This is a genomic window from Stutzerimonas kunmingensis (assembly GCF_014764705.1).
Classification (GTDB): Bacteria; Pseudomonadota; Gammaproteobacteria; order Pseudomonadales; family Pseudomonadaceae; genus Stutzerimonas.
The window spans coordinates 1-1210 of the sequence record NZ_JACXXG010000089.1; the positions used below are offsets into that span (position 1 = coordinate 1).

The following is a 1210-nucleotide window of genomic DNA, read 5'->3' on the forward strand; positions in this document are numbered from 1 at the left end:
GGAGACACTGCATAAATAGCCAGCCGCCCCCACCCTTGGCACACTGAGCCCCCTCAACCAGCCCCCTCCATGAGCTTTGTTACGCGCGTGCAGAAGACCTTCTCCGAACTCGAATATACCGGCAAGAAAAAGCAGACTCGCCGAGATCGCTTCCTGGCTGACCTTGAACAGCTGGTGCCCTGGGCACAAGTGGAGGCGCAAGTGGCGCCGTTCTATAGCGACACCACAGGCAAGCGTGGACGCCCTGCGATTGGGTTGTCGCGCATGCTGCGCATGTATGTCGTGCAGCAGTGTTTCGGTCTCTCCGATGAAGGTACCGAAGATGCCGTCTACGACAGCCAGGCCATTCGTGGTTTCATCGGCATCGACCTGGGCCGTGAGTCGGCACCGGATGCCACTACCTTGTTGCGATTTCGCCGCTTGCTGGAAACCCATCAGCTAACGCGGGTGCTGTTTGAAACGATTAACCAGCATCTGGCCAGCCGGGGTCTGCTGCTCAAGGAAGGCACTATCGTCGACGCTACCCTGATCGCCGCGCCGCCCTCGGTCAAGAACCGAGAAGGTAAGCGTGATCCTGAGATGCATCAGGCCAAGAAAGGCAATCAATGGCACTTCGGGATGAAGGCCCACGTTGGTGTCGACGCCACATCGGGACTCGTGCACAGCGTGGTAGGGACTGCCGCCAACGTGGCGGATGTCACCCAGGTCGATCAGTTGCTGCACGGCGCCGAAACCTATGTTTCGGGTGACGCTGGATACACTGGTGCGGCCAAGCGACCGGAGCATGCTGAACGGGACGTTGTCTGGTCGATTGCAGCACGGCCAAGCAGTTACAAACATCACGGCAAAGACAGCGTGCTGTACCGAGTCAAGCGCAAAGTCGAATACGCCAAGGCGCAGCTGCGTGCCAAGGTCGAGCATCCCTTCCAGGTGATCAAGGTGCGCTTCAATCATCGTAAGGTTCGCTACCGTGGACTGGAAAAGAATACGGCGCAGTTGTTCAGTCTGTTTGGGTTGGCCAATCTGGTACTGGCCAAGCGGTATTTGCAACGGACGGCGGGATAAGTCCGTCCGAAAGGCGGGGCTGGCCCGCTAATCAGCAAAATCAGGGTAGAAATCGGCCCAAGAAACGCAGAATAAGGCCGGTAGGTTGAAAAAACCGGGTTGAAAAAGGGGGACGGTGAGAATTGGCTAATTGTTCAGCGTCTCC

General features: G+C 57.7%; 1 protein-coding gene. It reads left to right on the top strand.

What is annotated here, in order from left to right:
• Nucleotides 1-69: 69 nt before the first annotated feature.
• Complete coding sequence (locus IEG05_RS23045; RefSeq protein ID WP_003282265.1) at nt 70-1065, top strand: IS5-like element ISPsp6 family transposase; 996 nt, start codon at nt 70-72, stop codon at nt 1063-1065.
• The last annotated feature ends 145 nt before the right edge of the window (nt 1066-1210 follow it).

Bases quoted from the DNA above. Each gene is read 5' to 3' on its own strand.
- IEG05_RS23045 (WP_003282265.1), top strand. From the start codon at position 70: ATGAGCTTTGTTACGCGCGTGCAGAAGACCTTCTCCGAACTCGAATAT.